Here is a 24,591-nt window from a genome sequence, read left to right as displayed (position 1 = left end):
AGAAATTTTGGAAATTATTTTTTAGGAGGCAGTTGCTAGTATTTCCTTTACTAATGCTGAAATAGCCTTTCCATCTGCTTTCCCAGCAAGTTTTTGTGTAGCTGCACCCATAACTTTTCCCATATCAGAAGGACTTTTAGCACCTAATTGGTTTATAATTTCTGTAATAACAGTTCTTAATTCTGCTTCGGAAAGTTGGGCAGGAAGATATTTACTAATAACATCAATTTCATCTCGTTCAATTTGAGCTAAATCCTGTCGACCTTGCTTTTCATAAATTTCGAGGGATTCCCGACGCTGTTTGACCAGCTTTTGAACAATCTGAATACCTCTTTCTTCAGTTAAATCCAACCCTGATCCATCAGTATTAGCTAACAAGATGGCAGCTTTGATGGCACGTATACCCCTAAGTCCTGTCTCATTTTTGGCTTTCATGGCCTCTTTTAAATCATTGTTTATGATATCTATAAAACCCATATAAACTTTATTTTATCATTTAAAATATTATTCCAGAATAAGAGAAGAATTCAAATAGGGCTTAATTTGTTCAACCAGTACAAGATAATCTTGGGGTAAAAGGTTTTCAGCACGTTGGTCAAAGAAAGCATCTTCCAGGATGCTTGGGTCTGATATGATTGTTTTTAAGTTATTTCTAAGTGTTTTTCTCCGAGAATGAAATGCAATTTTTACTAAGGTTTTTGTTTTATTAAATAAATCATCACTTATTGATTTTGTATTTCTATGAAGAATTAGAAAGGATGATAGTACTCTTGGCGGAGGTGAAAAATTATTAGGTCCAATATCAAATAATATTTTTCCATGGTACCTTAAGGAAGTTAGAACAGATATAATTCCGTAATCTTTGCTGCCCGGTACAGCCAGTATTCTTTTTGCCATTTCTTTTTGGAACATACCAAGCATAATTGGGATTTGATCAGTATTGTCCAACATTTTGAAGACGATTTGCGACGATATATTGTAAGGAAAATTACCACATAATAAAAAGGCTTGTTGATCAAAAAATTGTTTTAAATCAACTTGAAGAAAATCTGATTGAATAATTTGATCTCTATTATTGGGATAGTTTTGATGTAAATAATCGACCATATCGTGATCCGCATCAATAGCAATAAAATGATCTGTTTTATTCAACAATTGTGATGTAATCGCTCCTTTACCAGGACCAATTTCCATAATTCGTTCAGGTGATTCAGCTAATATAGCAGAGGCTATTCTATCAATTACCTTTTTTTGAATCAGGAAATGTTGCCCATAGGATTTTTTAGCTTTCAATAAGATGCATTTGGAAGTAAAGGTATAAATTGTCCAATGAGTTTTGGCTTTAAAATCAAAATGTGCCTATTTGGCATTTGTTAAATTAAGCTAATTTGTTTTAAAAAACTTGAAATGGTTATATATTGCACCATCTAAAACAAGATATTATGAATAAATTTATACCCTTAATCATTTTATTTGCAGCTATTTCGTTGAAAGCTCAGGTTACATATAACAATTTTCCAAAAATCGGAGATGCTCAAATTTATAAGCAATTAGATCATCAATTGCTTGATTTAAATATGGTCTCTGATACTGGTGCTAATAAAACCTGGGACTTTAGTTTAGCTGATGTTTTTACATTTGGAGCAGATACCAGTTTTGTAATTGATCCAGCTAATGCCCCCCATTCCAATTTATTTAAAAACGCTACATATGCAATCCAAGAAGGATATGAAGAGTTTGCAACATTTGATTTTTTTGAAGTAAAAAATGATAGAATTAATCTTTTAGGAGAAAGTGATTATTCTAATGATCCGCCACTAAAATTTAATTCAGGGTACCTAAGTTTGAAATTGCCACTTATTTATGGAACTTCAGAAGAAGATACAGCGAACTTAAGTTCCTCAAAACAAGATGCAGAATTTAAAGAAGTGCATCACGTTAAAGGTTGGGGAACTATGAAAACACCTACGGGCAGCTTTCCTTGCATTCAGGTCATTAAAAATTCTTTTTATATAATTAGTGAGTCAGGGATACCCGTTATAAATCAAACAGATGTAACTTATGAGTGGTATACTCCTCAGTATAGTTCTCCGATTGCATTTTATAGTAGTACTGAATCCGAAGATTTTTTTGGTAATGTTTCAAATGATACTGTAGCTTTCTTTCTTGAAAAAACCGTAGTTGGAGTAAATAAGGTAGATTTTGTAAATATTGGATTGAGTCCCAATCCAGTGACAGATCGGCTAACAATTACACTAGATAATCCAAGTAAAATTGGGTATAACTGGATGATAATCAATTCAGAAGGTAAAATTACTCAGGAAGGTGTTATGCATTCAGAACAAGAAAGAATTAATCTCGTTTCAAAGGTGAAGGGAGCATATTTGGTTTATATTTATTCCAAGGACAAAACTTGGGGAATTGAAAAATTTGTGATTCAATAACATAATTAAGAAGGTTTAGAAATAATGATAAAGTTATGATTTGCAATTAAATCTTGCTTTTGTAAAAGAAAATTTGGAATTTACTTGTTCATTTCTTTAGGCTTTATATCTTTGCCCTCCGAAATTAAATAGACGCCTCTTTAGCTCAGTTGGTTAGAGCGTCGGACTGTTAATCCGCAGGTCCTTGGTTCGAGCCCAAGAAGAGGCGCATAAAAAGTGAAAGTCTTGCATATTGCAAGACTTTTTTATTGTCATCTAAAAATTTTTATTAATGAGTATACTTACTGTTGGAACCATGGCTTTTGATACCATAGAAACGCCATACGGAAGGGTTGAAAAGGTCATTGGTGGTGCTTGTACCTATATTAGTTGGGCTGCTTCCTATTGGTGTAACAATATAAATTTAGTGTCCATAGTTGGAGATGATTTTCCGGAGTCTGAGGTAAATCAATTACAAAATAGAGGAGTATCTATGGATGGATTGGTTAGAATTCCTGGTAAAAAGTCTTTTTACTGGTCAGGAAGATATCATCACGACATGAATGGTCGTGATACTTTAACCACAGATCTTAATGTTTTAGCAGATTTTAACCCAATATTGCCGGATGCTTATAAATCAAGTCAATATATCATGTTAGGCAATCTTACACCGGATATTCAACTTTCAGTTTTGGATCAATTAACAACTAAACCCAAATTGGTTGTTTTAGATACTATGAATTTTTGGATGGACATTGCACTAGAAAAATTGATGGAAGTTATTGCCAAGGTAGATGTATTAACCATTAATGATGAAGAAGCACGACAATTATCAGGTGAACGATCTTTGGTAAAAGCAGCAGCAAAAATTCATAGTTTTGGCCCGAGATTTTTGATTATTAAGAAAGGAGAACATGGTGCTTTATTATTTCATGATGATAAAATATTTTTTGCTCCAGGTTTGCCTGTTGCAGATGTCATTGACCCAACTGGCGCAGGAGATAGTTTTGCAGGGGGTATGGTAGGATATTTGGCCAGAACAGATGATATTAGTTTTCAAAATATGAAAACTGCAATTATTTACGGATCTACTATGGCTTCATTTTGTGTAGAAGATTTTAGTTTATCCAGACTCAGATCGTTAAGTCAAAATGAAATTCATACACGCATTCGGCAATTCGAATCTATGAGTACATATGATGTTAGAGAATTAGATATCATTTCATAAAAAATAATTTGATTCAGTATTTATGAATTGAATCACTTTGGTAAGGTAAAATCAATTAAAAATTTTTAGATTCATAAAATATTATACATTATTTTATGAATAGAGAATGCTAAAATTATATTGAATTGTTTCGTATAAATTTTTATTGCTAAAATTGTTACAGTGCCTATATATTTATTAAGGTATTCAGCATTGATTTTATTCTACATGAGTTTGTGTAGATTGGTATTTGGTTTTATTCAAATATTGAACACCCAAACAATAACCCCAATACTTTTTTTAAAATCCATCTTTTATGGATTGTATATGGATTTATCTATCTATGGATATTTAATGGTCCCATTATGTTTGATTATTTTAATGGGTCATTTATTAAAATGGATAAATATTAAGAAATGCATTTCATTTTACACCTATTTTGTTATTTTCTTAATGGCTACCATTTATGGAATAGATTCAATTTTATATCAGGAATGGGGATTTAGGATTGACGATACATTTTTTAATTATATAGATAAAAGTAATGAGGCTGGAAAATTTATTTCATCAAATGCAGTTGTTTACTTTTTATTTTATTTTACAATTTTTATTGTAATTGGAATATATATTATTAAGTGGATAAGTGCTTTGAAACCATTTAATCTGTCAATAAAAAATGGATTGATAATCTTGTTATTAATCCCAATGATGATTATTCCAATTAGGGGAGGATTTGGATTGGCCCCAATGAATCCCGGAAAAGTCTATTACAGTAATAACATGTTTGCAAATCATCTGGCAATACATCCATTATGGAATATAATGTACATGTCATTGCAAAATAGAAAAATGGCCACCATACCAAATCATATGACTGAATTGGAAGCAAAAGCTCATTTTGATACCCTTTTATTAAAAAACAGTAACCATACATTTCAATGGCTAAAAACTCAGGAACCGGATATTTTGCTCATTATTTTAGAAAGTTTCACAGCAAATATGTTAGATGCTAAGTACAAAGGAATTGAAATCTTACCAAACCTAAATGTATTAAAGGCACATGGCATTTTTATGAAAAACGCTTATGCAAGTGGTGACAGAACGGATAAGGGATTAGCCGCTATTATAAGTTCATATCCAGCACAGCCTCAAAGTTCGATCATTAAGTACCCATCAAAAGCAGAACAACTTCCATCCATTTATAAACAATTAAAAATGAAAAAATATCGATCATCATTTTATTATGGTGGCGATATTTCATTTGCTAGTATGAAATCATATTTGTTGGGAGCATCAGTGGATCGAATCATTGATAAATACGATTTTGATGCTTCGACTTACAATGCTAAATGGGGTGTGCACGACCACATTTTATTTGAGAAGATGACACAAGATTTGTTGAAAGAGCCTAGACCATTTATTATGACTGGACTATCTTTGAGTAGTCACCCACCCTATGATATTCCGGATGCTGATGTCTGGAATGAAAAGGATGAAACAACACTTTTTGTCAACGCCGCACATTATACAGATAAGGCATTAGGGAAAATGGTTGAACAATTAAAACAATCTGAAAGATGGGATTCCTTGCTAATTATTATTGTTGCAGATCATGGTGGAAGATATCCAGATAAAGTAAGCTATTGTGAACCTAAAAAATTTTCAATACCCATCTTATTTACAGGCGGGGCAGTATCATTAGACACGGTAATACAAAGTTATTGTTCTCAGACAGATATTTCAGCAACTCTTTTACGACAAATGAATATTTCATTTGAGCCTTTTAAATATAGTCAGGATATTTTTTCACCTCAATATTCAGCATTTGCTTATTATGCTTTTAACAATGGAATGGGTTGGATGGACTCAGGTGGTTATAGAATTTATTCCAATGATAAAAAAGATTTTATAGAACAACAAGGTTCGTGTTATTTTACAGAAGCATATATAAAAGCCTATTCACAAATAGTACAAAAAGATTTTACAGAAAAATAATTTATAAATTATACAGTTTTGTCAATTTAGCTAATTCAGGAAACAATTTCAGAGTAGAAACTGGATCCATTAATAAAGCATAAATGGCAATAGACGGAAAATGGATACTTTTAGCCCCCAACCAATGCAAGGTTTTTTCAATAGTTGTTTCATGAAGTTTATTCAAAAGCAATTCGCATTGATTTATATCTATGTCAATATCAATCTTCAATATATTAACAAATACTTTGCTCCATTCATATAAGGCAGGGTTAAAATATAATTTAGAATTAGCATAAGCAGCTTGAAGATGCTCTGCTGAATATATCATGACACTATCTTCTTCGTAAGTTTCTGAAATGTGGATCCAATCTTGATTTGGCGTTATAAAAGGATGTGGATAAAATACAGTTCTGATGTATTCATCATATAACTTTGGGTGATTGTAGATTTTTAAGCGTACAGCAGGGCTAAGCGCCATCCATTTAAGTTCTTCTGGAAGTTTTTCAAGTCCCATTTTAATGAATTCATGTTTTTCAAGCATTTTAGCCAATTCCTGAAAAAATTCATTTTTATCATTTTGTGTCAGATCACTAATAAATGGCACAAATTGATCAAGCCACAACATTTCTTTATGTTCCAATTTTGGAGTAAATTTTGAAAACCACCAATCATTAATTACATTTTGGAAGCTTATAATAGCCGCACATAGACCAATTAATATAATGATAATAATGGGATTAGGCTCTGAATTGAGATAAGTGATCCCAAAATAAAGGAGCGTTATAAAAATAGTGGGTATAAGAAAATATCTATAAGGCATAGTTTAGCGAAAATATTAATGAAGGAGTAAAAATAATCCAAATAATATTATATTTGCGTCCCTTTTCAAAGCTTTGATAATCTTAATAAAAGGTACCTTAGCTCAGTTGGTAGAGCACAGGACTGAAAATCCTGGTGTCCCTGGTTCGATTCCTGGAGGTACCACTTGAATAAAATCCTGTTCATAATGGACAGGATTTTGTATTTATAACGCTTATTCGGTGGTTTTTAGAGATATTATTCTACTCCCTGAAGCATGGGGACAAATCTAAATTGGCCGAAGCTTTCTTTTTTCAATCTCCCATCTTGAAGTTTATAAATTCTCATCATTGTTTGAGATTGTTTGTGATCATCTAAAGGAATTACTAAAATCCCACCTGGTTTTAGTTGATCTATTAATGTTGTAGGAATTTCCGGTACAGCTGCTGTAATCAATATTTTGTCGAATGGGGCAAATCTTGGCAAACCAAGGTAGCCATCTCCGAAAAAGGTACGGATCGATTTATAACCAATTTTGGTTAATAGTTTTTCTGTTTTATCATAAAGGGTTTTGTGCCGTTCAATAGTATATACCTTGACTCCCATTTCCAAGAGAACACAAGCTTGATAGCCTGACCCGGTGCCAATTTCTAAGACTTTATCTTTAGGTTGTAAGTCTAATAACGAGGTTTGAAAGGCCACAGTATAGGGTTGAGAGATGGTTTGATCACAATCTATTGGAAACGCATTGTCTTTATATGCCCATTCCTCAAATGCTTTATCTAAAAATAAATGACGGGGAACTGCCATTATAGCTTCAAGGACTTGTTTGTTTTGAATTCCTTTTTGACTAAGTTCTAAAACGAGTTGTTTTCGTAAACCTCTTTGTCTGTAATTATCTTCCACTATATTAATTTCGAGGCAAATATATAATAAAAATATTTAATATATATTATTATTTAATCATTAATTAATACCTTTCACAAAATAATAAGTTGTAGATACTAGTTGGAATTAGTTTTGTATCTATTTGTTAAATATGAGCTAAGGATAGTATTGTTTTGATTAATTTTCGGTTTAATTTAAAAAATGAGTATGTCTAAAATAAAATTTGGAACTGATGGTTGGAGAGCTATAATTGGAGATGAATATACATTATCAAACCTCAGGCGGATTACTTACGGTACGGCCCAATGGATGTTAGAACATGGACTGAAGAGTGTTTTAATAGGGCATGATTGTCGCTTTGGAGGAAGAATGTTTCTTGAAGAAGTCTCCAAAATAATGTGCAACGAAGGTATTCGGGTCTACATTTCAGAAGGAATAACCAGTACGCCAATGATATCTTATGGTGTTTTAAATCATCATATAGACTTGGGAATTGTTATTACAGCAAGTCATAACCCAGCATTGTACAATGGATTTAAACTTAAATCTGCGTTTGGTGGTCCCACTAGTCCTTCAGATATTGCGAAGATAGAGGTTCTTATTCCTGATGTTTGCGATTATGCAGGTAAGTCTTTTAAAGATTGGTTTATAGATGGTTCAATTCAATTATTGCCAATAAAAGATGACTATATCAAGCATATTCAAAGAAACTTTGATTTATCAGCTATTCAAAATAATACAATGATAGCTTATGATGCCATGTATGGGGCCGGTCAAGAAGTTATGAAAGAGTTGTTTCCATCTCTTAAAGCGTTTCATTGTGAGTGGAATCCGGGTTTTAACAATACCCCGCCTGAACCTATTACAAAAAATCTGAAAGAAATAAGTCAATTTTTAGAATCAAATCCAGGAAAATATATAGCAATTGCTAATGATGGTGACGCCGATCGACTTGCAATGCTAGATTCATATGGAAATGTAATCGATTCTCATCATATATTGATGTTATTACTCCACTATCTTGCAGGGTTTAAAAAATTAAAGGGTAAAATCGTGGTTAGTTTTTCAGTAACTAATAAACTTAAAAAGTTAGCAGATTATTATGGCTTAGAAACAATAGTAACAAAAATAGGATTTAAATATATTGCTGAGTACATGGTATCAGATGATGTATTAGTGGCGGGAGAAGAATCAGGAGGACTTGCAATAAAAGGTCATATTCCAGAACGAGATGGGATTTGGATTGGATTAACTATTTTGGAATTTATTGCTAAAACTGGTAAATCTATAACTGAATTAATTCAGGAGATTTATGAAATTACAGGCCAATTTGCTTACGACCGATTGGATTTACATCTCTTGCCAGAGCAAATGATAGCGGTGAGTCATACATTAAATCAAAAGAAATTTGATACCTGGGAACAATTTAAAGTAATAAATACGGAATCATTAGATGGTTTAAAATATTATTTCGAACATGATGCATGGCTTATGTTTAGACTTTCCGGCACAGAGCCTGTTTTACGAATTTATGCCCAAGGACGGGACATGATGGAAGTTAATGCGATTTTAACTGCTGCTCAAAAGGTATTAAATATTTAATCATTGCAGTATGAGGAATATTATCTTCCAAGTATTCATCTCCAATTGTTTGGAAAGAAAATGATTCATAAAATTTTATAAGATAAGATTGTGCAGAAATTTTAATATTATATTGAGGAAATAAATTTTCAATATACAATATTGATTTTTGCATTATGCTTTTTCCAAGTCCTTTAGAACGAAAACCAGGATGACTAACAACCCTGCCAATGGATGAGTAATTCTTGTAGGAAATATCTGGTGGAAGTAAACGAGTATATGCTAATAATAGATTATCTTGGTTGTGGAGCATTAAGTGAAATGCATCTTGATCTTTGGAATCCAAATCTTGATATACACATTGTTGTTCTACAATAAAGACCTCTGCTCTAAGTTGAAGTATTTGATATAATTCATCTATGTTAAGTTCATTATATTTTTTTAATGTATAATTCATTGTTCATACCAATAAGTGGGCTCAATATAATATGTTTAAATTAAATAATGAATATATATATAAATATTTTTTTATAAAAATATTTATGAATATAAAATATTTAATGAGATGATTACCTTCGCGCCTTAATTTTTACTTTTGAATTATCAAATCGTATATAACTTATCATATTCAGAAGAGTTAGGTACTTATCTACCAGCTGCATTTATTTGCTCAGCTACTGATGATGGACTTTTAGAATATATGCAAAAACAAGCTTCAATTGAAATTTGTAAAAGTTATGATTTGAATATTAATGATCATGAAACACTCATTAATCTCTGTCAAGAACTTTCAATATCTAATATTGAAAATAAATATTCTAAAAATTTAAAAAAGAAAGTAAGTTTAGTTAAGCTTCTAGAAGATGAACTCGTTAAAACACAGGTTAATAAATGGATAGATAACAAAAAAAATGAATTTTTACTATTAATTAAGAAATATCAATTCCCAATTTGTAAAAAAATTGAACGCAAAAGTTATGTTCAAAATTTATTATTAGAAAAGACTGATATTGTATTAACTCCTAAAATGTTTTTTAGAAAAACGAATGAGGGAATTAATTATAAATTATCATTGGAATATAATAATGAATACATACCATTGCGCCAGGATGATATTGATTTGGTCTGTGATTTTCCAGCATGGATTATTTTCCAGAAAAAATTGTATCAAATTGTTACGATCAATACAAAAAAATTATTACCATTTTTAAATAAGACTGAAATTAATATTCCTGAAAGGATGGTAAAAAATTATTTTGAGAAATTCATTATGGAAGTCATTTCAAAAGTAGATTGCGAAGTTGAAGGTTTTGAAATCAAGACAAGTAACGCTATTACAGAAGTTCAACTTAAAACAACTTTTGATTTTATTCAAGAAATTTGGATTTTAGAAATTTATTATAATTATGATGGAGTTGTTTTTAATTATGCGGATTTAACTTCTAAAAATAATAAATTGTTTTTTGATAGTAACGATCAGATAAGAGTTCGATCAACTATTAGAAATAGGGACAGGGAGATGAAATATGTAAATATTTTGTTGTCATTAAAATTAAATGAAGGGCTTAATAAACGGTTTTACATTGAAGGAAATCAATTTCAGATATTTGAATGGATCAGGACCAATAGAGGATATTTAGAAAAGGAATTTAATCTTAATTATATACAAATGGACGAAGGGAAAGTGTGTACTTTTCCACTGAATATTTCATTTGATACCATTACAAGAAATGATTGGTTTGATATTTTTGGTACGGTTACTATTGGGATACATGAGATCCCTTTTTCAGAATTTATAAATCATATAAGGGACAGGAATAGACTATATAAATTACCCGATCAAACTATTTTTATTCTTCCTGAAGAATGGTTCACCAAGTATGATGCCTTATCTCATTATGGAATTATAGAAGACAATCATATAAGAATTGACAAAAGTCAGTATACATTGATAGAAAAGTTTAATAACATAGAAACTTCAGATATTGACAATGATTCAATCAAGGTAATGGAAGATTATAAACCCTCCAAAAACTTAAAGGCTGAATTAAGGCCATATCAACTAGTTGGAGTTAATTGGCTTATTTCGCATTATTACAACGGCCTTGGAGCATGTCTTGCAGATGATATGGGATTGGGTAAAACCCTGCAAACTATTGCATTATTACTTTTTGTCAAAGAGTCACTTGAGGCAAATTCTAGTGCATTAATTAATGTAGATAAACCTAGAGATTTGTTTAGTGATGTTGATCAGCAAAGGAATAATGATTTTTGTAGTTTATTTATATTGCCAGCATCGCTCCTATTTAATTGGGAACAGGAATTAAGAAAATTTGCTCCAAGTTTTAGAGTTCTAAATTATAGTGGCGTAAATCGAAAAGGTATACAATTAAATCGTAGAAATTACAATATTATATTGACCAGTTACCAAGTTATTATTAGAGATTTTGATTTATTTAACAAAATTAATTTCGACTACGTAATTTGTGATGAAAGCCAACAATTTAAAAACAAAGACTCGAAGACATTTAAAATACTGCATCAATTAAAAGCAAATAATAGAATCTCACTCAGTGGAACTCCAATTGAAAATAGCCTCAAAGACCTATGGTCTCAAATGGAATTTATTAATCCTGGTATATTGGGAACCTATCATTTTTTTAATAAAAGGTATATTCAGTCAACTTCAAAAAAGCATGACGGAGGAAATTTAGATGAATTAAAAGAATTAATAAAACCCTATATCTTAAGAAGAAAAAAAGAAGAGGTACTCAAAGAATTACCAGAATTGACAGAACAAATATTTTATTCTGAAATGTCTGAGGAGCAAAATAATTTGTACGAAGAAGAAAAATCTGCAGCAAGAAATTGTATTTTGAATATAGAAAATAATGAATCAAAAAACAAGTTTATTATTTTAAATTCATTATTAAAACTTCGACAAATTGCAAATCACCCAAATTTATTAGATAAAGTAGGCACGTATACATCTGGTAAATTTGAAGATATTAAAGCATACCTTTCTGTATTAATTCAAGGAGACCATAAAGTGTTGATTTTTAGTTCTTTTACTTCACACCTTGAATTATTAGCTAATTGGTTAAAGTCAGAACAAATTAAATATTTAAGTTTGACAGGCAACACAAAAGTTTCAGACCGAGAACATATTGTAGATCAATTTCAAAATCAATTGGATATTAAATTATTCTTAATTTCTATAAAAGCAGGTGGAGTAGGTTTGAATTTAACCTCAGCAAGTTATATTGTAATAATGGATCCTTGGTGGAATCCCTATACTGAAAAACAAGCCATTTCAAGAGCACATAGAATGGGACAATCAAAACCTGTTCATGTAACGCGTTTTATCACTAAGAATAGTATTGAACAAAAGATCATTTTGATTCAAAACGATAAATTAAGTATTTCTGAAGAATTATTAGAAATGGATGAAATGCCAGCATGGATATCTGAACACTTAACAGAGTTGATTGATTAAATGATTTTTATGGAAATTTTTATTTGTGAACTAATAAAATAAATAGACATGCTTGGTTAAATGTTAATTAAAAGATGTTGAATTTATGATCATTTCTGCGCCTTCTATGCCTACACTTGTCCCTATAGCTACACCCATACCTCCCAATCTGACAGCTAAGCCAATTTGATTATTAACTAATTTGATGATGGGTGATTTAATGGGACCTAAACCCATAATTCCACTCCAATGGTCAGTAATTTCAAATTTCTGATCAAACAAAATATGGTTCTTTACAAAATTAATTAGATAATTAGTTATCTGTGGATTTTTATCTACTGATATTGTATTTTCTGATTCAATATCTAGGTTTCTTCCACCGCCTATTAAAAGATGTTCATTGATTGTTCTAAAGTAAACGTATCCTTTGTTGAAATGAAAACATCCATTCAGTGAAATGGTCCGTTCGGGTTTAATTACTAACACTTGGTTTCTGGCTGGAATTACATCAATATTTGGGAAGAAATGTTTTGTAAATCCATTAACTGCAATTAGTACTTTTGATGTTTGCAAAGTAATTTCTGGTTTACAATTTAGTTTTATTTTATTTTCTGTTTGTTCTATTGAATTTACATAAAGACCATTTAATATTTTTCCACCTAAAGTTGTAAAGCGGATTGCTAACTGATTTATGAGTTTCATTGGATTGATAACTCCTTCATGTGGCGTAGCTATTAAATTAGTAAAACCTTTGAGAGGAAAATGTTTCAGGCGTTGATTATCAAGCTGAAAATAATTTGGAATGTGAATCCTTTTTTCTATTTCTGAATTTAAATAGGCTATGTTTTGATAGATTTGATTAAAATCTAAACTAGTGTCATCAAATACTTCATATCCACCGGATTTTTGGTAATCGATATCATTTGAATGGTTTCTTTTTAATAAATCATGAATACCAGTATATCTTTTTTCAAATAAATTAAATACCTGTTCAGGTGGATTTACTGTTAGGTCTTCAATCAACTCAGAAGGACTTCCAAAACATGCAAATCCGGCATTCTTTGTGCTTGCTCCTGATGAAATTAGACCTTGTTCAATAATCAGAACATCAGCTCCAGGTTCCAACTCTAGTATTCTAATCCCGGCATTCAAGCCAACTATCCCACTACCAATTATTATGTAGTTACTTTGGTTAAAGTAATGATCTCGCTCCCAATAACTTAAATTCGAAAACATGATAGTTAATTAAAAAATAAGAATTTGAAACAAAGATCAAGAATATCTTAGATATTTATACAATAATTGTAATTTTATATACTTTTAAAAATTAATCGATAAATAGATAAAACATGATATTACAAATCAAAAACCTCAACAAACAATATAGTAACGGCGTACATGCTTTAAATGATATTAACTTAACCATTAATACCGGAATGTTTGGCTTACTTGGGCCAAATGGTGCTGGAAAGTCATCTCTGATGAGGACATTGGCAACGCTTCAAGATGCAGATAGTGGTTCTGTAAGGCTTGGAGATATTGATGTTTTAAACAATAAAGAGGAAGTCAGAAAAGTGCTGGGTTATTTACCTCAAGAATTCGGAGTTTATCCTAGAACATCAGCTATTGATTTATTGGATCATCTCGCATTACTCAAAGGTATTATCTATACTCGAGAGAGAAAGGAAATGGTTATGCATTTACTAGAAAAAGTCAATCTATTTGAGCACAGAAAAAAATCTGTAAGTAGTTACAGTGGTGGTATGCGACAACGTTTTGGAATAGCACAATCTCTTATAGGAAACCCAAAATTAGTTATTGTGGATGAACCAACTGCTGGTTTAGATCCGGGAGAACGAAACCGTTTTTATAATATTCTGAGTGAGATTGGTGAAAACATAATTGTGATTTTGTCCACTCATATTGTCCAAGATGTTAGAGAGCTGTGTACTCAAATGGCTATAATGGATAAAGGAAAATTATTATTTAGTGGGAATACGGACGAAGCTTTAAATCAAATAAAAGGAAAGGTATGGGAAAGAAAAGTAAATAAAAATGAATTGGAACAATATCAAACGAATTATAAAATTATCTCAAATAAATTAGTAGGTGGTAAACCATTAATTCATGCTTTTTCAAATACGGAATTACAAGATGATTTTGTACAAGTGGAAGAAAGCTTAGAAGATGTATTTTTTGCCAAATTAAACGAACTAGTTTAACATCTAATTATTAAGGATTTATGTGGAAATTTATACGACACGAATGGAAGTATTGGATTTATTCACCCATGACTTGGATATTCTTTATCATAATTACTTTATTAGTCATGGGAGCAGTGTCATCAGACAGTATTACCATAGGTGGAGGAGTAGGTAGTGTACACAAAAATGCACCTTTTGTAATTCAAACATATTATGGTGTCATGTCGCTCATTTGTCTCTTAATGACAACAGCATTTATTAATGCTTCTGCAAATAGGGATTTTGAACATGGTATGTATCAATTTGTGTTTTCTTCTCCGATTAAAAAACGAGATTACTATTTTGGAAAATTTATTGGAGCTTCTACCATAGCTATCTTTCCATTATTGGGTGTATCATTAGGAAGTTTAATTGGACCATTAATGCCGTGGGCTCAAGCTGAAAGATATGGAGATGTAATTTGGAGTGGTCATATACAAGGATTAATCTCGTTCGGCATTCCAAATACTATTATTACAGCAGTTTTATTATACACTTTAGCCATAATTTTTAGGAGTAATATGGTTTCATTCATAGGTGCGATGTTGATTTTAATATTTTATATAGTATCTTCTGGATTCACACAAGACCTTGAGAAGGAATGGTTAGCTAATATTCTTGATCCATTTGGATTTAGACCAGAAGGCATCATTGCCAAATACATGACAGTAGATGAAAAAAATATCAATGCTGTACCACTTATTGGCGCATTTCTATTCAACAGAATATTATGGTTAGGTATTAGTTTATTTATATTATTAATTACGTATACCAAATTTTCATTTAGTACAAAAAGCCAGAAACCTAAAAAAGAAATTAAAGAAATAAAAGTGACCAATTCAGCAGCAAAAGCTATTAATCCTGTTTTGCTTACCTATGATAATACGTTTTCATTTTTTAAATTATGGTATTTAATTAAATTCGAGACAAAAGCCATTTTGAAAAACCCAACTTTTATTATTATTGTTATAATAGGTTTATTGAATTTGATTGCGTCCTTAACAAGTTTTACCGGAAGGTACGGAACAGATCAATATCCTGTAACATACGATATCATTGATACTATAAAGGGTTCATTTTATTTATTTCTAATAGCTATTATAACATTTTATACAGGAGTCTTGGTTTGGAAAGAACGTGATGTTAAAATAAATGAAATTCAAGATGCCACTCCAATACAAGCTTCCATCTTTTTTGTTTCAAAAATAATTGCACTCATTGCTGCAGTAGCTTTTATTCTTATGACTACAATGATTATTGGTATCATTGCTCAGACTGCATTTGGATATTACAGGTATCAGCTTGATGTTTATATTAATTCTTTATTAATTATGGATTTGTTATCATTTTCATTTTTAATTATTATTGCTTTATTATTTCATTACATGATCAATAATAGATATATAGCTTATTTTGCATTTGTATCATTTATCATATTAAACCAATTTATTTGGGGTGTTTTAAAAATTAGCACCAATATGGTAAAATTTGGATCTACACCAACCGTTACTTATTCTGACATGAATGGTTTTGGTCCATTTATACCATCTACAATATGGTTTAATATTTATTGGATAATTTTTTCTATAATTTTAGTTTATATAGTTCTATCATTTTATGTTCGTGGTAAGGAAACAGATTTTAGACAAAGATTAAGATATTCAAATTTTGTATTATCAAAAAATAAAATGTCCATTATTTTATGGGCTGTTGTTTTTACTTTGTGTTGTGGATTTGTATTTTATAACACAAAAGTTTTGAATACATATGACTCCGAAAAAGAACTGGAAACCAAGCAGGTGGATTATGAGAAAACTTATAAAAAATATGAAAATTTAATACAACCTCGTTTTTACAAATTTAATTATACCATTGATATACTTCCTTATGAAAGAAGCATGACAGCTTCAATAGATGCTTGGGCTATAAATAAATCAAATCAACCCATACAAGAGTTACATTTTAGCATGCCTCAAATACCAGATAGTGTCGACATTATCATTAGTGGAGGTAACTTAAAGCTCAATGATACCAGATTGAATTATAGAATATATACTTTGAATAAACCGCTGCAACCATCTGATTCTATTTTAATTCAATTTGAAGTTTCTAGATTAACAAAGGGATTTGAGAATGAAGTTAGTTTTACTCAACTAACACAAAATGGTACTTTTTTCAATAATGGCGATATAACTCCGTCCCTTGGATATGATGCAAATTCTGAAATCAGGGACAAAAACAAGCGAATTAAACTAAAGTTACCAAAGCGGATAAGGATGCCTGGACTGGATGAAAATGATCTAAATGCGAGGGCAAATAATTACATAAGTAATGATGCCGATTGGGTTGAAGTTAATACAACCATTAGTACATCGTTGGATCAAATTGCAATAGCCCCAGGCAGTTTAATAAAATCCTGGGAAGCCAATGGCAAGAAATATTTCAATTATAAATTAGATGAAAAATCATTGGCTTTCTATTCTTTCATTTCTGCAAAATATAAAGTAGCACGAAAAGTTTGGTCTGGGATAGATTTAGAAGTATATTATATTCCCGAACATGAATATAATGTTCCAAATATGTTAAAATCAATGGAAAAATCATTGGAATATTATACTCAAAATTTTGGAAAATACCACCATAAGCAATGTCGAATCATTGAATTTCCAAGATATTCTAGTTTTGCACAGGCTTTTCCAGGAACGATGCCTTATAGTGAAAGTGTTGGATTTATTGCTGATTTGCGTCAAGTAACAAATGATGATATTGATCAAGTATTTTATATTGTTGCTCATGAAATGGGTCACCAATATTGGGCTCATCAGCTTTGTGGAGCGAATATGCAAGGTAGTGAAATGATGAGTGAAGGATTTGCCCAATATTCAGCATTGATGGTTATGGAAAAGGAATATGGAAAGAACAAAATGAAAAAATTTCTTAAATATGAAATGGATGGATATTTGCGTGGTAGAAGTAGTGAATTTGAAGCTGAAAGACCATTAATGTATACTGAACATCAACAATATATCCATTATCAAAAAGCAAGTGTAATCATGTATGGTTTAAAAGAAATGATCGGAGAAAATAAAGTAAATGAAGCACTTCGAAGTTTACTCGATACTTTTGCATATCGGGATCCACCCTATGCAACTTCTGTTTCTGCAATTAGAGCATTTAGAAAAGTTACTCCAGATAGTTTGCAATATTTAATAAATGATATGTTTGAAAGAATTACTTTATTCTCCAATCGAATGGTTGAAGCCAAATATAAGAAAGTCGGTAACGAATATGAAGTTAACCTTATAACAAACTCTGAAAAATTTTATGCAGATACACTTGGGAAGGAGGTTTCCACACCAATATCTGACTATATAGATATTGGGATATTTGCAAAATCAGATAATAAGAAGAACCTTGGTGAACCATTATTGATGCAAAGATTAAAATTAGATAAAAAGGAAAATAAATTTACCTTTAGAACAAACAAACTTCCATATAATGCTGGTATTGATCCATATAATTATTTGATTGATAGAATTCCAGATGATAATGTGAAAGTACTTAAAGAAGAATAATTTAAACTTAGATCATATAATATAATAAAAATTGGATATGCAAAAACTAAAATATATGATATTACTTGCTTCATTAAGCATCTTTTTTGGAGCATGTCCATATGAATCTACAATTCCTATTGATTCACCACAAATAAGAATTGATTCTCAATTGTTAGGTGATTGGAAGGATTCAAAGGATGAAAAAGAACATTATCAAATCAAGTCATTGGATTCGTTTATTTATGAAATTATAAAATATAACAAAGATGAAAGAGAGGAAACCAAATACAATGCTTATATTTCAGTCATAAATACAACAAAATTTCTCAATTTATGGGAAATCAAGTCAGATCAATCTAATTCAACGTATAATCTGTATAAGATTGAAAAAATGGACTCTAAATTATTAATTATTTCTGAAGTTACAGAAAATATAATCGAAAAATTTACAACTAGTGAAGCATTGAAAATTTTTATTAGTGAAAATATGCATCATAGTTTTTTTTATAACAAAGAAAAAATGAAACTGATACATTACTAAGTTGATTTATTTTTTGAATTCAAATAAATTGCACCATGCTTTTTTATAAATTAAATAAACTAATTGTAACTTGCTTCTTCAAATTAAAACCTAGATCCATGAAATATTCTATATCTTTTTTACTTATAATATTCATTTATTTTAATGGAAATACACAAGATAAAAAACCCATTACCCATGAAGATATGTGGTCACTTAAAAGAGTAGGTTCACCAGAATTAAGCCCTGATGGAAAATGGGTTGTTTTTAATGTGACAGAACCTTCTTATGATGAAAAGGAACAAATTAATGATTTATGGATAGTCTCCAGCGATGGAAAGTCCTCACCTAGAAAAATTACTAGTGGCAAAGCCGGAGAAGGAGGGTATACTTGGAATCCTGATGGAACAAAAATTGCCTTTTCTGCTAAAAGAGATGGAGATGAAGAGTCTCAAATTTATATTTTGAATATTAAAGAAGGTGGTGAAGCTCAAAAAATTACAAAACTTTCAAGCGGTGCAAATTCACCTAAATGGAGTCCTGATGGTAATAAAATTATTTTTACAAGTAGTATATATCCAAAATGCTATGAAGACTCAACGAATAAAAAAATGGTGGAGGAGAAAAAGAAAATTAAATATAAGGCACGGGTTTACACCACATTTCCAATACGCAGTTGGGATAAATGGAATGATGAAAAGCAGAATCATATTTATGTCCAAAGTGCTTCACCAGACAGTGCTGCTAGAAATATTTTTAGAGATGTCCAAATAAGTCAACTTTCTGGATTCAATGCTGCATCAGCAAATTGGAATTTTGATAGCCAATCAATCATTTTTTCAGCCAGCACTGAATTTAACACGAGTGCTTATCAGGAACCCTCCTCGAATCTGTATGTTGTGTCCATTTATGGAGGTGATGCTAAAGTATTAACAAGTGAAATGTATTCATATAGCAATTCTATTATAAGTTCTGATGGAAAATATTTGTTCTGTTTTGGAAATAAGATAAACAATAACAAAGTTTATAATATGAATCATCTCATTCGATTTGATTTTCCCGAAATGAAGAATAAAACGATTTTAACTCAAAAACTGGACAGACAGACAAACAACTTGACAATACAAAAAGATAATATTTATCTAAGTGTTGAAAGTCAGGGAAAAGATTTCATATATTCATTATCATTACAAGATTCAGCTCTTAAACAATTCAGTAATAGTGTATATGGTTGTTTTACTAATGTTCGTGTTTCGACAACCGGCACTACTACAATTGTTGCTAATTATGAATCTGGGACTATGCCTCCTGAGATTGTAAAACTTAACCCAGATGGTAGTTTTATTTTTTTAACAAAATTTAATACAGACAAATTATCAACACTTGATTTGGATAATGGTGAAACATTTTGGTTTACCTCTTCACAAGGAAAAAAGATTAGAAATTTATTAATAAAACCTGCAGGCTTTAATCCTCAAAAGAAGTACCCGTTATTTGTTGTAATGCATGGAGGACCAGCTGGTTCCTGGAAAGAAAATTGGTCTTATCGGTGGAATTACCAATTACTTGCAAAACCAGGATATATATTACTTTTAACTGATTACACGGGTTCAACAGGCTATGGAGAAAAATTTTCTCAAGATATACAATATGATCCTTTTAAAGGGCCGGGTTTAGAAATTAATGAAGCTGCAGTTGAGGCTATAAAGCGTTATCCATTTATTGATGGATCAAAACAAGCTGCAGGTGGTGCCAGCTATGGAGGACATCTTGCCAATTGGTTACAAGCTACCACAACTCATTATAAATGTTTAATTAGTCATGCAGGTTTAGTAAACAGTGTTTCTCAATGGGGAACAAGCGATGATATTATTGGTCGTGAACGTATGAATGCGGGAGTGCCATGGTCTCAATCAAAAATCTGGAGAGAACAGAATCCTTTTACTTATGCTAATCAATTTAGAACTCCAATGTTAGTTACTGTAGGTGAACTTGATTACAGAGTTCCTGTTAATAATTCTATTGAGAATTGGCATATACTCCAAAGACAAAAAATACCAAGCAAATTAATAGTTTTTCCAGAGGAAAATCACTGGGTTTTAAAAGCTGAAAATAGTCGATTTTTCTATCAGGAATTGCATTCATGGTTAGAAACCTATTTAAAATGATGGTTCATTGTATATAAACCATATTAATGCAAATTATTTTTATTGATATTATTGTAAGTATTATGGCAAATAGATATTTAAAAATGCTATTGAATTAAATTGGATGCAAGAAAACTTAGATCGATTTTATTTATGTAAAGATGAACCGATTAAAGGTTGTTTAATTGCTCTAAGAGATATTATTCTTTCTTATGATAGCCAAATTGTGAATTCATGGAAATATGGAATGCCATTCTTTTGTTACAATGATAAAATGATTTGTTATTTATGGATTCATAGAAAATATGGCAAACCTTATTTAGGTATTGTAGATGGTAAATATTTTGATGAATGCTATCTATTATCTGAAAATAGATCAAGAATGAAAATTCTATTAATTGATCCTAATGAAGATTTACCAATGGTAATTATTAAAAATATTTTGAAAAAATTATTGAAATTTTAATAAATTAGATTTAATTTATAAAATATTATTTTTAGTTTGTTAATTAAAAAGAAACGAAATTATCATGTATAACATTACATTTCAAGCAATAAATTGGGATCAAGTAGAAAAAATACAGCATCATGGTGAAATGGGTATAGCCACTTGGCAGACCTTAGATTTCGATGGTCTTAGAATCAGGATAGTTGAATATTCACCCAATTACATAGCAGATCATTGGTGCCAAAAAGGACACATTGTACATTGTTTAGAAGGTAGCTTTATATGTAGACATCAAGAACAAAAAATATTTGAACTTAATCGTGGAATGACATATATAGTTTCTGATAGTTTAAGTTCTCATCTGTCTATTTCAAAAAATGGTGCCAAATTATTAATTATTGATGGTGAATTCCTGAAATTAAGAATGGAATAAATCATATAATATAATCTTAAATGAAATCTATTAATTCTTTAATAAAAAAATCGTAAATGACCAAAACCATAGTACAAAAAATCACATTTAAAAATACCACCACCGATGAGCTATATAAGCTATATATGGATGAACAAAAGCATTCTGAAGTCACAGGAAGTAAAGCCAATATAAAACAAAAGGAGGGTACTAACTTTGTTGTATACGATGGATACATTATCGGTAGAAATCTCCAACTTATTAATAATTCATTAATTGTCCAATCCTGGAGAGCAAGCGATTGGGATAATTCAGACATAGACTCTACATTTATTATCTATTTCCTTCAACATAATGAAGATGTTGTGATCAATGTTGTACATGCCAATCTCCCAATACAACATGCAGAAAGTATTAGTAAAGGTTGGCATGAATTTTATTGGAAGCCATGGAAATTATATTTAAAAAATGCAAGCATGTATAAATAATTACTTTGGTCTTTAAATCCAGCAATACTAGAAATATACATTTATGGCTAGAATGTTATCATAATTATTCAATTGACGCAATAAAACTATATTATAAGATGGGACTCATTATATGTGCAGCTCAAACGCGACCGGTGCGGGGAGATATTCATAAAAATTTACTAGATCATTACCATTGGATAGAATTGGGAGCCTCTAACGGAGCACAACTGATCGTATTTCCTGAAATGTCTATTACAGGTTATGAGCGAGAAGATGCCCATAAATTTTCCTTTTCGACAGATGACAAAAGGCTTGACACATTTAAGAAATTGTCTACAGAAAATAAATTAATCATTATTGCAGGAGCTCCGATTCAAATTAATAATTCCTTGTTTATTGGGTCATTTATTTTTCAACCCAATTCACCAACACTTATATATACAAAGCAATTTCTTCATGATGGAGAAGAACAGTGCTTTTCTGCTTCGCATCATTTTAATCCTACCATTAAATTGGAATCGGAAAACATTCAACTTGCTATTTGTGCGGATATTGATCATTCTATTCACCCTGAGAATGCAGCAAAGAATCATAGTACTTTATATATTCCCAGTATTTTTTTCTCACCACAAGGAATTCCCAAAGCATACCAATCTTTAGCACTATATTCCAAGAATTATCAAATGAATATTCTAATGTCAAATTATGTTGGTGAATCTTATGGAATGTCAGCGGGTGGGCAAAGCGGATTTTGGAATAACGATGGACATTGTATTTCTTCTTTAAATGATGTCAACGCTGGATTATTACTAATAGAAAAAAATGGAGAATCGTGCGGCTCAAAAATCATATATGAATAGATTATTATTCATGGTTATATTAAATAGGTTTGAAAGATTAAAGAGCTATTAAATTCAATGAGAATTTTGAATATTAAATAAATAAAATAAGTTTAGATAAGTTAGTCAACCGCAATAGCATTTAATTTTACCTTTTTTAGAAGAATTAAACCACCAATAAAAAATACAGCAAGTGACAGTACACTATATCTCATATTACCAGTAAGATGATCTACTATTCCAAAGATAAATGTTCCACTGACAATTGAAGTATAATATACGGTATCATAAAAACTAAAAAGACAATTTACATCTTTACTTTCCTGTGGGATAATTTTAGAATATGTTGATCTAGAAATTGCTTGAATTCCTCCTAGGACCATTCCTACCAAAGCAGCAATAAAGTAAAACATCATGTGACTTTGAACAAAGTAAGCCATCACACAAATTACAATCCAAACCATTAACATGTATCTCATGCTTAATAAATTATTACTTAGTTTTGAGATATGAGCAAACAAATATGCACCGCCTATAGCTACTAATTGTAAAATGAGTATAACTAAAATTAATTCTGAGGATTCAAAATGTAATTCCTTTTCTGCAAATGCAGATGCTAAATAGATTACAGTTTGAACTCCAGCACTATAACAGAAAAAAGCTACTAAATAGTAATAGATACTAGGATGATGCTTTATTTGTTTCCAAGCTTTACGAAGTTCATTAAGTCCTTTATTTAATTGTATTTTCTCTTTTGGTTTTACAATATCATCTGGTAATCGTGAAAATGAAAATTGTGAAAAGCCGAACCACCATATGCCTACACTTAGGAATGCTAATCTGATAGGTATATGTTGTTGTATGGATATATTGCTAAACCCAAACATTTCAGGTTTTTGAATTACAATTATATTTATAATTAATAGTATTACACTCCCTATATAACCATAAGCATAACCCCTTGCACTTAATTTATCCCTGCGATTTGGAGGAACTAGTTCTGGAAGAAAAGCATCGTAAAATACTAAAGAACCAGCATGACTGGAAGTCGCAATAATAAATGCTAAAACACCCAACCAAATGTGATTCATGCCATCAAAAAAAAATAATGCTGCACATGCAGCAGATCCTGTAGTAGTAAATAATCGCATAAACAGTTTTCGACTGCCACTATAATCAGCAATACCGGAAAGGATGGGCGAAATTAGACATATCATTAAATAAGCTATAGAAACTGAAAATGCGTAGATAGAGGAATTTGATATATTTAAGCCAAAGACTGGTATATATGAATCAGTAACAGCAATAAAAAAAGTGGGAAATATGGCAGTTGAAATAACCAATGAATAGGATGAATTCGCCCAGTCAAACATAACCCATCCTAATTCAGCTTTCTTGTTACTCTCGTTCATCTGAACTTTTATTTAGTTAGTCTGCAAGATTACAAAAATTGTAACTAAAGTCATGAATTTCTTTGAATTAAAAAATACATATGCTATTTATATAATCAACGGTTTCAAAAAAAAAATTCATTAATATGTTAGGCTGATTTATCTTTATTCGAAAGTTTAATGTCAATGTACCAATTAATAATTATTATCTCATA

Annotated in this window: 20 protein-coding genes and 2 tRNA genes; 15 read left to right on the top strand and 7 right to left on the bottom strand. The window is 30.6% G+C overall.

Annotated features, from left to right (window positions below; all coding sequences use genetic code 11):
* Window positions 1-21: 21 nt before the first annotated feature.
* Both IPK88_05340 and rsmA read right to left on the bottom strand, forming a co-directional pair.
* A complete protein-coding gene (locus tag IPK88_05340; GenBank protein MBK8242828.1) occupies window positions 22-477 on the bottom strand; it encodes a GatB/YqeY domain-containing protein in 456 nt (151 codons plus the stop codon).
* A gap of 27 nt (window positions 478-504) precedes the next feature.
* Window positions 505-1,293: a ribosomal RNA small subunit methyltransferase A gene (gene rsmA, locus IPK88_05335; protein ID MBK8242827.1), complete on the bottom strand. Its 789-nt coding sequence runs from the start codon at window positions 1,291-1,293 to the stop codon at window positions 505-507.
* 149 nt (window positions 1,294-1,442) lie between these two features.
* Between rsmA and IPK88_05330 the strand changes: the two genes are divergently transcribed.
* From IPK88_05330 to IPK88_05315, 4 genes are all read left to right on the top strand, one after another.
* Entirely contained in the window at window positions 1,443-2,444 is a 1,002-nt protein-coding gene (locus IPK88_05330) for a T9SS type A sorting domain-containing protein (protein MBK8242826.1), read from the top strand.
* Window positions 2,445-2,578: 134 nt separating this feature from the next.
* A tRNA-Asn gene (locus IPK88_05325) sits at window positions 2,579-2,652 on the top strand.
* Between the two features lie 63 nt (window positions 2,653-2,715).
* Window positions 2,716-3,651, top strand: a complete 936-nt coding sequence (locus IPK88_05320) for a sugar kinase (GenBank protein MBK8242825.1) — start codon at window positions 2,716-2,718, stop codon at window positions 3,649-3,651.
* A gap of 207 nt (window positions 3,652-3,858) precedes the next feature.
* Window positions 3,859-5,625, top strand: a complete 1,767-nt coding sequence (locus IPK88_05315; protein ID MBK8242824.1) for a sulfatase-like hydrolase/transferase — start codon at window positions 3,859-3,861, stop codon at window positions 5,623-5,625.
* A 1-nt stretch (window position 5,626) separates the two neighbouring features.
* Here the strand turns inward: IPK88_05315 and IPK88_05310 are convergent, their stop codons facing one another.
* Window positions 5,627-6,427 carry a hypothetical protein gene (locus IPK88_05310; protein ID MBK8242823.1) on the bottom strand — a complete coding sequence of 267 codons (801 nt, stop codon included), beginning with the start codon at window positions 6,425-6,427 and terminating at the stop codon, window positions 5,627-5,629.
* A gap of 91 nt (window positions 6,428-6,518) precedes the next feature.
* Between IPK88_05310 and IPK88_05305 the strand changes: the two genes are divergently transcribed.
* Window positions 6,519-6,591 (top strand) — tRNA-Phe (locus IPK88_05305).
* A 72-nt stretch (window positions 6,592-6,663) separates the two neighbouring features.
* On the opposite strand, the gene IPK88_05300 is transcribed toward IPK88_05305, so the two are convergent.
* Complete coding sequence (locus IPK88_05300) at window positions 6,664-7,311, bottom strand: protein-L-isoaspartate(D-aspartate) O-methyltransferase (protein ID MBK8242822.1); 648 nt, start codon at window positions 7,309-7,311, stop codon at window positions 6,664-6,666.
* Between the two features lie 189 nt (window positions 7,312-7,500).
* On the opposite strand from IPK88_05300, the gene IPK88_05295 reads away from it, so the two are divergent.
* A complete protein-coding gene (locus tag IPK88_05295) occupies window positions 7,501-8,895 on the top strand; it encodes a phosphoglucomutase/phosphomannomutase family protein (protein ID MBK8242821.1) in 1,395 nt (464 codons plus the stop codon).
* Here IPK88_05295 and IPK88_05290 read toward each other — a convergent pair.
* On the bottom strand, window positions 8,852-9,331 hold the full coding sequence (locus IPK88_05290) for a GNAT family N-acetyltransferase (GenBank protein ID MBK8242820.1): 480 nt from the start codon (window positions 9,329-9,331) through the stop codon (window positions 8,852-8,854). The genes IPK88_05295 and IPK88_05290 overlap by 44 nt on opposite strands.
* Window positions 9,332-9,469: 138 nt before the next feature.
* On the opposite strand from IPK88_05290, the gene IPK88_05285 reads away from it, so the two are divergent.
* On the top strand, window positions 9,470-12,370 hold the full coding sequence (locus tag IPK88_05285; protein ID MBK8242819.1) for an ATP-dependent helicase: 2,901 nt from the start codon (window positions 9,470-9,472) through the stop codon (window positions 12,368-12,370).
* A 63-nt stretch (window positions 12,371-12,433) separates the two neighbouring features.
* Here the strand turns inward: IPK88_05285 and IPK88_05280 are convergent, their stop codons facing one another.
* Window positions 12,434-13,585, bottom strand: coding sequence for an FAD-dependent oxidoreductase (locus tag IPK88_05280; protein ID MBK8242818.1), 1,152 nt, complete (start codon window positions 13,583-13,585; stop codon window positions 12,434-12,436).
* Window positions 13,586-13,698: 113 nt separating this feature from the next.
* Between IPK88_05280 and IPK88_05275 the strand changes: the two genes are divergently transcribed.
* The 8 genes from IPK88_05275 to IPK88_05240 all read left to right on the top strand — a co-directional run bounded on the left by IPK88_05275 (window position 13,699) and on the right by IPK88_05240 (window position 23,006).
* Window positions 13,699-14,571, top strand: a complete 873-nt coding sequence (locus IPK88_05275) for an ABC transporter ATP-binding protein (GenBank protein MBK8242817.1) — start codon at window positions 13,699-13,701, stop codon at window positions 14,569-14,571.
* A gap of 20 nt (window positions 14,572-14,591) precedes the next feature.
* Window positions 14,592-18,167, top strand: coding sequence for an ABC transporter permease subunit (locus IPK88_05270; GenBank protein MBK8242816.1), 3,576 nt, complete (start codon window positions 14,592-14,594; stop codon window positions 18,165-18,167).
* A 37-nt stretch (window positions 18,168-18,204) separates the two neighbouring features.
* A complete protein-coding gene (locus IPK88_05265) occupies window positions 18,205-18,690 on the top strand; it encodes a hypothetical protein (GenBank protein MBK8242815.1) in 486 nt (161 codons plus the stop codon).
* 98 nt (window positions 18,691-18,788) lie between these two features.
* Window positions 18,789-20,837 (top strand): S9 family peptidase, encoded by a 2,049-nt coding sequence (locus tag IPK88_05260; protein ID MBK8242814.1) that lies wholly within the window; start codon window positions 18,789-18,791, stop codon window positions 20,835-20,837.
* Between the two features lie 103 nt (window positions 20,838-20,940).
* On the top strand, window positions 20,941-21,282 hold the full coding sequence (locus tag IPK88_05255; protein MBK8242813.1) for a DUF1801 domain-containing protein: 342 nt from the start codon (window positions 20,941-20,943) through the stop codon (window positions 21,280-21,282).
* A 64-nt stretch (window positions 21,283-21,346) separates the two neighbouring features.
* Window positions 21,347-21,697: a DHCW motif cupin fold protein gene (locus IPK88_05250; protein ID MBK8242812.1), complete on the top strand. Its 351-nt coding sequence runs from the start codon at window positions 21,347-21,349 to the stop codon at window positions 21,695-21,697.
* A gap of 56 nt (window positions 21,698-21,753) precedes the next feature.
* Complete coding sequence (locus IPK88_05245) at window positions 21,754-22,164, top strand: SRPBCC domain-containing protein (GenBank protein MBK8242811.1); 411 nt, start codon at window positions 21,754-21,756, stop codon at window positions 22,162-22,164.
* A 98-nt stretch (window positions 22,165-22,262) separates the two neighbouring features.
* A complete protein-coding gene (locus tag IPK88_05240) occupies window positions 22,263-23,006 on the top strand; it encodes a carbon-nitrogen hydrolase family protein (GenBank protein ID MBK8242810.1) in 744 nt (247 codons plus the stop codon).
* Between the two features lie 101 nt (window positions 23,007-23,107).
* Here IPK88_05240 and IPK88_05235 read toward each other — a convergent pair whose 3' ends face one another.
* The gene (locus tag IPK88_05235; protein ID MBK8242809.1) at window positions 23,108-24,397 is read right to left on the bottom strand and encodes an MFS transporter; all 1,290 of its coding nucleotides are present in this window, start codon (window positions 24,395-24,397) and stop codon (window positions 23,108-23,110) included.
* Between the last annotated feature and the right edge of the window lie 194 nt (window positions 24,398-24,591).

Source organism: Candidatus Defluviibacterium haderslevense (assembly GCA_016712225.1).
Classification (GTDB): domain Bacteria; phylum Bacteroidota; class Bacteroidia; order Chitinophagales; family Saprospiraceae; genus Vicinibacter; species Vicinibacter haderslevensis.
The sequence above is the reverse complement of the archived record's forward strand: the minus strand, read 5'-3'. Positions and strand labels throughout refer to the sequence as shown.

Excerpts from the sequence above, each read along its gene's own strand:
- IPK88_05340 (MBK8242828.1), bottom strand. The coding sequence starts at position 477 with ATGGGTTTTATAGATATCATAAACAATGATTTAAAAGAGGCCATGAAA.
- IPK88_05330 (MBK8242826.1), top strand. The coding sequence starts at position 1,443 with ATGAATAAATTTATACCCTTAATCATTTTATTTGCAGCTATTTCGTTG.
- IPK88_05320 (MBK8242825.1), top strand. The coding sequence starts at position 2,716 with ATGAGTATACTTACTGTTGGAACCATGGCTTTTGATACCATAGAAACG.
- IPK88_05315 (MBK8242824.1), top strand. The coding sequence starts at position 3,859 with ATGAGTTTGTGTAGATTGGTATTTGGTTTTATTCAAATATTGAACACC.
- IPK88_05310 (MBK8242823.1), bottom strand. The coding sequence starts at position 6,427 with ATGCCTTATAGATATTTTCTTATACCCACTATTTTTATAACGCTCCTT.
- IPK88_05295 (MBK8242821.1), top strand. The coding sequence starts at position 7,501 with ATGTCTAAAATAAAATTTGGAACTGATGGTTGGAGAGCTATAATTGGA.
- IPK88_05290 (MBK8242820.1), bottom strand. The coding sequence starts at position 9,331 with ATGAATTATACATTAAAAAAATATAATGAACTTAACATAGATGAATTA.
- IPK88_05280 (MBK8242818.1), bottom strand. The coding sequence starts at position 13,585 with ATGTTTTCGAATTTAAGTTATTGGGAGCGAGATCATTACTTTAACCAA.
- IPK88_05275 (MBK8242817.1), top strand. The coding sequence starts at position 13,699 with ATGATATTACAAATCAAAAACCTCAACAAACAATATAGTAACGGCGTA.
- IPK88_05270 (MBK8242816.1), top strand. The coding sequence starts at position 14,592 with ATGTGGAAATTTATACGACACGAATGGAAGTATTGGATTTATTCACCC.
- IPK88_05265 (MBK8242815.1), top strand. The coding sequence starts at position 18,205 with ATGCAAAAACTAAAATATATGATATTACTTGCTTCATTAAGCATCTTT.
- IPK88_05260 (MBK8242814.1), top strand. The coding sequence starts at position 18,789 with ATGAAATATTCTATATCTTTTTTACTTATAATATTCATTTATTTTAAT.
- IPK88_05255 (MBK8242813.1), top strand. The coding sequence starts at position 20,941 with ATGCAAGAAAACTTAGATCGATTTTATTTATGTAAAGATGAACCGATT.
- IPK88_05250 (MBK8242812.1), top strand. The coding sequence starts at position 21,347 with ATGTATAACATTACATTTCAAGCAATAAATTGGGATCAAGTAGAAAAA.
- IPK88_05245 (MBK8242811.1), top strand. The coding sequence starts at position 21,754 with ATGACCAAAACCATAGTACAAAAAATCACATTTAAAAATACCACCACC.
- IPK88_05240 (MBK8242810.1), top strand. The coding sequence starts at position 22,263 with ATGGGACTCATTATATGTGCAGCTCAAACGCGACCGGTGCGGGGAGAT.
- IPK88_05235 (MBK8242809.1), bottom strand. The coding sequence starts at position 24,397 with ATGAACGAGAGTAACAAGAAAGCTGAATTAGGATGGGTTATGTTTGAC.